Genomic DNA, 6,988 nt, shown 5'->3' with positions numbered 1-6,988 from the left:
CCAGCAGCGCACCCACGGCTGCCGATGGAACGCCAAGCAAAATGGTTACCGGATGGATCCAGCTCTCGTACAACATTCCGAGAATCACATAGACCACGGCCACGGCAATGATGATAAGCCAGAGTTGCGCGGATTGCGATTGCTGGAACAGCGCGGCCTGACCACTGAAGGAACCAAAAATCGTGGCCGGTGTGTTCAACTGGCGTTCGGCCGTAGCAATAGCCTGCGCGGCATCGGACAATGATTTTCCGGGGGCCAGATCGAAAGACAGCGTTACGGCCGGCAACTGGGCCTGGTGGTTGATGGCGATGATGCCGTTTCCACGGGTAACCGTGGCCAGGGCACTCAGCGGCACGGACTTGCCGGATCGGCTGCGGACCTGGAGCTGGAGCAGGTCGCTTTCGTCCCGTTTGTTTTGATCGGCTACCTCCATAATGACCTTGTAACTGTCCTCTGGAGCATAAATGGTCGAGACCTGGCGACTGCCGTACGCCGCGTACAGCGTGCTGCGCAAGGTTGCCATGTCGACATCAAGCAGCGCTGCCTTGTCGCGGTCCACGCTCAACCGCGCTTCAAGACCGCTCTTCTGCAGGTCCGTATTGACGTCCAGCAACACGCCGGAACTCGCCAAAGCGGTCGCCAGCTTTTGAGCCCACACGTCGAGGTCATTCGGGCTCACCGACTGCAGGGTGTATTGGTAAGTACTCTTGGCACTGCGTCCTCCTATGCGCAGGTTTTGCACCGGACTGAAGAACACCTGAATGCTGGGCAGGTAAGACGTTTCCGCGCGCAGTTTGCGTACCACGTCGGCCATAGCCGGTCGATCTCCTTTTGCTTTGAGGTCAATCACCAATTGGGTTGTGTCGTGGTCGATTTTGGTGGCGACATTCAGTACCGCCGGGTCGGCCATCACCGTCTTTTGTAGCTGGCGAATGACGGCGAGGCGGCCGGTGTACGACATGTCCTGCGGTGTATCAACATTTCCCACGATTTGTCCAATGTCTTCCTGCGGGAAGAACCCCTTGGGCGAAATGACGTAAAGCCATCCCGTCAGGGCAATCGTCGCCAGACCAATGAGCAGAACCAGGTTACGGTGGGCCAGCGCAACCAGCAAGCCGCGTGCGTACGCGGCCAGCAGTTTCTGGAAGGCGGTTTCGACGGACTGGCTCCATTTGGATACTGGACGGTGCAGACTCTTTTCAGTGATGAGCATGGGCACCAGCATGGGAATCAGCGTCAGCGACACCACGGCCGATACCAGAATGGCCAGGGACACCACGATGGCGAATTCATGAAAGAGCCGACCAATCGTGCCGGGCATAAAAAATATTGGGATAAATACGGCGATGAGAGAGATGGAAATGGACATCACGGTAAAACCCACCTCGCGCGCGCCTTTGACCGCCGCCTCGTACGGCTTCATACCTTCTTCAATATGGCGAACGATGCTTTCGAGCACGACGATGGCATCGTCAACCACCAGTCCGACCGAAATGGTCAGGCCCATCAGCGAAATGTTGTTGATGCTGAGGCCCAGCGCAAGCATCATGCCGAATGCGCCCAGCAGTGCAATCGGCACGGTGATCGACGGAATAAACGTCGCCGCGAACCGCCGCAGAAACAGCAGAATGACAAGAACAACGAGGCCAATCGTCAATAGCATAGACAAATTGACGTCATGGATCGCCTGCCTGATCGAAATCGAGCGATCGCTCAACGTTACCAGAGTCACGGACTTGGGAAGTTGCGCTTGGAGTTTGGGCAGCATTTGCCGGATGGCGTCAACAACCTGCACGGTATTGGCATCGGGCTGGCGCCGCACATTGAGCAGAATCGAATTGCGCCCATTGATCTCGCTGGTGTTCTGGATGTTCTCGATGCTGTCAAAGACATGGGCTACGTCGCCCAGATGAACTGCCCTGCCCTGCCGCGTTGCCACGACGACGGTAGCAAAGTCGGCCGCGTTCATCAGTGCTCCGCTCATCTGAACGGCCAGAAACTGCCGCTGATTGTCCAGTTGGCCAATGGGCGAATTGGAGTTTGCGTTCTGCAAAGCGGTAGACAGATCTCCCAGGGTCAGATCGGCGGCCGCAAGCCGGGCCGGATCCGCCTGAATGCGCACCGCGTAGCGCTTTTGGCCCGTAACCTGCACCTGGGCGACGCCTTTGAGCGTCGACAAGGCCGGTACGATCAGGTTGTCGCTGTAGGCGTTCAGCTCAGCCAACGACAAGGTCGGGGCGCTCAAGCCTATGAGCAGAATGGGCGCATCCGCCGGATTGACTTTTGAGTAAGACGGCGGGGACGGCAGCTCCGACGGCAACGACCGGGTGGAACGAAACAGCGCGGCCTGCACATCGGCGGCTGCGGCATCGATATCCCGGCTGGGGTCGAATTCAAGGACGATTTTGGTTTCACCCTGGATGCTCGCTGAGCTCGTCGTCAACAAACCGGGTATCGAAGAGAACTGCTTTTCCAGGGGCGTTGCGACCGACGTTGCCATATTCTCCGGACTGGCACCAGGAAGCGCTGTGGTGACCTGTATCGTTGGGGTGTCGTATTTCGGCAGCGCAGACAGCGGCAGTTGGGTCCAGGCCACTGCGCCCGCAACAATCACGCTGAGCCAGAACAGCATCGTCGCAATGGGTCGCTCCATGCAGGCTTGCGAAATGTTCATTTGGGTGCACTCACCGTGTCAATGGCGTGAACCAGCATGCCGGGCTTCAGATTCTTGCCACCTTCCGATACCACGCGCTCACCACCTTTGAGGCCGGCAACTACCGCCAGTTGATTCTGCATGCGCAGCAAGCTGACAGGAACCGTCGCAACTTTGCTATCGGCTCCCACGACCTGGACAAATCGTCCATCCGGCCCCTCCAATACCGCCGCCGGCGGCAAGGCAATGGACCCAGGTCGCGTCCCGGCGCTGATGACCAAGCGCACGAACGCGCCAGGCCACAAGGTCTTGGCGGCGTTCGGAAAGGCCGCTTTCATGGTGATCGTTGCGGTGTCGGTGGCCACGGTGTTATTGATGAACACGAGCTGACCGCTGATGCGAGCGCCGTCGTCTGACTCCAAAAAGACTTGAACCACCCCCTTTGCCTTTGCCGCCAGCACGTCGGAGAGGTTTTGTTCGGCCAACGTGAACTCAACACCTATGGGATCAAATTGGACAATGGTGACCAAAGCCGCGTTGGTGGCCCCGATCTGTGCAAATGTGCCAGGGTGGACGCTCAAAGCGCCGGCGAGCCCATTGATGGGTGCCGAAATGTGCGTGCGTCCCAACACGGTGCGCGCGTTCTGAATATCGGCGACTGCTGCACGGTGTTGCGCATTGAGCGACTCCAGCTTGCTAAGCGTCGTGTCGACCGCGCTGGACGTGAGGAATTTGGAACTCGCCAGTTTGCGTGTGCGCGCAACGTCACGTTCGGCGTCATCCACCTGAGCCTTGATTTGCTCAGCCAGAGCGTTGGCGCGTGCCAGTTGGGAATCGGCGTCGCTGGCGTCGAGCGTGAACAGCAACTGCCCAGCCTTGACCTCATCACCCTCTTTGAAATGGACGTGTTGGACAATGCCGTTTGCCTGTGGCCGGATGTCCACAAGATTGAGCGGCACCAAGTGGCCCTGGGTTGTCAACAGAATGGGTAAATCGCTGGCCAGGGCATTGACGACGCTGACATTGACCGGTGGCGTGGGCTTTGCATTCTGCCTGGATGAATTCGCGGCTTTCCCGAAAGACAGCACGAGCCATACCACCAGCAGGGCAACCAATACTCCAACAGCGCCCCAAATGATCTTCATTTTCTTGTTTTGCATGTCCTAATCCGGTAGTTCATGGTCTTGCCATGTCATCTGTAACCTTGCGCAAGACGGACTCGTCGAGCGCTCCAGCGGTTGCCCACAATTGAATCCTGCTAAAGAGGTGGTCGTAGCGTGCTGAGGTCAAGTTGTACAGGGTTTGGTACACATTCTGCTGCGCGTTCAACACATCAATGATGGTGCGCACGCCGACTTCACGGCCAATCCGGGTGGACTCCAGCGCAGCCGAGCTCGAAATACGTGCCTGGTCCAGCGCAGCCACCCGCAGGGAGTTGTCGCGCACCGCTGCAAAGAAGAATCGGGTGGCGCGATCAGTATCCGCGCGTACCGCGTCCAATGTGAAACGCTGCTGATCTTCCAGCGCCAATGCTTGGCGCAGGTGGGACGCGCGATCACCGCCGTCATACAGTGGGATCGATAGCTGCAAACCGATGGCGGCGTTGTTGCTGATATCGCGACCGCCGGATGCCGAGATACTCCCGACATCCCAGTTGCGCCCGGCAGATGTGACAAGCTCCAATATGGGGGAGTTGCGAAGCGTATAGCGTGTAATATCCAAATGCGCGATCTCGACGGAGAGCTGCGTCGCCTGGATAGCAAGATTGTTTGCCTGCGCCCGAGCCAACCAGTCATCTAGCGCTTGCAATTCGGGCACCGATGACGGCATGTGGTCGGACATGGCCACAAGCTGCGTGGGGTCCAGTCCGGTCAACTGGCGAAAGACAAGCTGCTTGCCTTCCTGATCGTTGAGCCCTGCGATCTCTAAGGCAACGACACCATCGAGTTTGGCACGGGCATCGTTCACATCACTGGCTGTCATCAGACCCAGATCGTAGGACTGTGACGCCAGATCAAGTTGCTCCGATATCGCCTGCTTCTGGGCACGCAGCAAGTCCAGACTTTGGGTGGCAACAAGCACTTCAAAGTAGGCTTTTGCCGTTCGCAGCCCCAGGTCTTGCTCGGCTTGCTTGAATGTCACCTCAGCCTGAGCCGCCTCACGGTACAACTGCTCGCGGGTTACGGATTTACCTGCCTCGTACAGTGGTTTGACCAGGACCACAGCCGCGCGATATTGCTGACCATATTGATCCGTGCTCACCTTGGTAGTGACATCGCCCGGTCGGTAGGACTGCGAGGCCTGCGATGCCGACGATGTCAGCAAGACCTGGGGCGCGAGCAATGCGTCGCCTTGGGCCTTCTTTTCTTGTGCGGCCACATTGGCCGCTCGGGCGGCAGAATAGCTGGCTTCGTGGCTCTGGGCCGCATGCCAGGCGTCAACCAGATCTATGCCTGGCGCTGCCCACGCGTTCTGAATCGCGCATAGGGCTGCGACACCCACGCACAGTCGCAGGGACCGAATTTGTCGGCAAAAGTCTGTAATCATGCGTTTAAAATTCCGGGCAACCGAGTCCACGCACATGACGATGCTGCGATTTTGGAGTCTTGCATATTGTTTCCAGGTTTCGTTACGCATACCGTTCACTAGCGAACATAAGTGGATGCTGGTGTTGTGGTGCTTAATTGATGCTAGCCTGTGATGATTGTGGGCCGTTTGTATTGACAACCCAGTCCGAAGTCCTTTGCATGTTTCATTATTGCTGACGTTGCTGGAACACACCGAAGCGGCAGCCCTCCAGCTTTCTCAGCGTCGACGCAAAGCCTCGACTATCAGGGTGACATGCTCCGGCAACAAGCCCACGTTCTCGTCGCACAACACGATGCGACGATGAAACGGCCCGCCTGCATATTGACGCGCCGCTGCCAGTGACTGTCCGCTGAACGTGTCATCGACGACAACGAACGGCTCGCCCTTGCCGTGCCGCTGCAGCCACTCCGCAATCTCGTTCAACCGGGTCCGTTCGGGCCACACCACCGTTGACCCGCAACCCTTGCGCTCCAGGTTGTCGGCTACGAAGCCGAGTCCGCTGCGCCGCATGATTTCGGAGAACTGGCTGCAGGTCAGGTGTTGCCTCCAGGTTGACGTGATGACATACCGGACCCGGCCTTCCATCTGTTCGTGAACGGACTTCAGCACATCGACGGCGGGAAGGTGAAAGAGATACCGGAAAACCAACTCCGGCCTCGGATGCTTCGAGCGAATCGCATCGATGGCGTCGTAACCGCCGTACGGGTCCGACAGGCAGAGGACGTCGTCAATGTCCAGGAACAGCACCGCTGTGCCATCGGGCGCGTCCATGCCGTCCTCGGCCATGTCGTCATTGAACCGTTGAAGGCTCGTGACGCCACCGCCGTCGAACCAGGCAACCTGGGCCGGCGTCAGCTCCTCGATTCCTGGGTCCGGGATTCCTGCGATGCCCTCGCCATCAAAGCGCCCGAGATGAGTCGACGGCCCGCCGCCGTGCATGCAAACGTATCCGGCTCTCAAGGCCCGGGCATCAGCAAGCGCATGGTGACGGTCGATCCCATTGGCGGCGAACGAAGCCCTCCAGGACGCCTCCATTACTTTTTCGACATCGGACTCGCCGATAAGGTAGCCTACGTGAGTTGGCTTGAGTACGGGACTCAGCCGAGTCCAGAGTCCCGCCGAACGCAGCGTGTGCTCGAGTAGGTCCATGTCGGCGTGGTAGTCATAACAAACGGTGACTGACGCCTCCCCGAGCGCAAGCAGCCAGTCGCCGACGCGTTTGCCAATGTCAATGAGAGATGTCTCCTGGTGCGGCACCAGGCCGAACTGAGGCGCAACGGTGTCGAGCACAAAAGTGGAGGCGCCGGCCAGGTGCGAGGCGCCGGTAAGCTCGACATAGAGCTCTTGACCGTCATCCGCCACGAGCCCGATAGACAGGAGCTTCGGGTCCGCCATGTCCGTGAACTCGCAGTCGATGAAGACGTTTCGCTGTTCCGGGCTCGGTGTGGGGCCGGTATCGGGGGTGTCAGTGTTGATGTGCATACCTTTTGTATATCGCACACGAACGATTTGTTCAAGGAAACGGCGGCCGGCAATTTGCGTAACAGCTTATGCCAATCCCGCCTGCTCCATCACTTCGATCAGGCCGCGGCTCATTGATTCGAGCTCAGCCTCAGGGAAGCCGTGTTTATCAAACAGCGCGTTCATCCCCTCGAATCCATCGAGCAGGAACTGCTTGATCTTGTCAACATCCATTTCAACCGTCCCACCGCCAGGGTAAGACTTCCCACAGACACAGGACCCAAG

At 58.4% G+C, this 6,988-nt stretch carries 5 protein-coding genes; all 5 read right to left on the bottom strand.

What is annotated here, in order from left to right; translation table 11 throughout:
- Nucleotides 1-2,674: efflux RND transporter permease subunit (locus tag B3F77_RS18815; protein WP_293606432.1), on the bottom strand; the 2,674-nt coding region annotated here is incomplete at its 3' end.
- A complete protein-coding gene (locus B3F77_RS18810; RefSeq protein WP_293606431.1) occupies nt 2,671-3,813 on the bottom strand; it encodes an efflux RND transporter periplasmic adaptor subunit in 1,143 nt (380 codons plus the stop codon). The genes B3F77_RS18815 and B3F77_RS18810, both read right to left, overlap by 4 nt.
- Nucleotides 3,814-3,829: 16 nt before the next feature.
- Nucleotides 3,830-5,290 (bottom strand): TolC family outer membrane protein, encoded by a 1,461-nt coding sequence (locus tag B3F77_RS18805; RefSeq protein WP_293606430.1) that lies wholly within the window; start codon nt 5,288-5,290, stop codon nt 3,830-3,832.
- Between the two features lie 168 nt (nt 5,291-5,458).
- Nucleotides 5,459-6,724, bottom strand: a complete 1,266-nt coding sequence (locus B3F77_RS18800; protein WP_293606429.1) for an HAD domain-containing protein — start codon at nt 6,722-6,724, stop codon at nt 5,459-5,461.
- 66 nt (nt 6,725-6,790) lie between these two features.
- A partial coding sequence (locus tag B3F77_RS18795; protein WP_293606428.1) for a hypothetical protein occupies nt 6,791-6,988 on the bottom strand: 198 nt, incomplete at its 5' end.

Origin of the sequence: Polaromonas sp. UBA4122, from assembly GCA_002381615.1 — a bacterium.
Lineage (GTDB): Bacteria > Pseudomonadota > Gammaproteobacteria > Burkholderiales > Burkholderiaceae_C > Polaromonas.
Note: the sequence above shows the minus strand (reverse complement) of the source record. Positions and strands in the feature narration are given on the sequence as shown.

What these genes read in the sequence shown, in the direction of transcription:
- B3F77_RS18810 (WP_293606431.1), bottom strand. Translation starts at nt 3,813, where the DNA reads ATGCAAAACAAGAAAATGAAGATCATTTGGGGCGCTGTTGGAGTATTG.
- B3F77_RS18805 (WP_293606430.1), bottom strand. Translation starts at nt 5,290, where the DNA reads ATGCGTAACGAAACCTGGAAACAATATGCAAGACTCCAAAATCGCAGC.
- B3F77_RS18800 (WP_293606429.1), bottom strand. Translation starts at nt 6,724, where the DNA reads ATGCACATCAACACTGACACCCCCGATACCGGCCCCACACCGAGCCCG.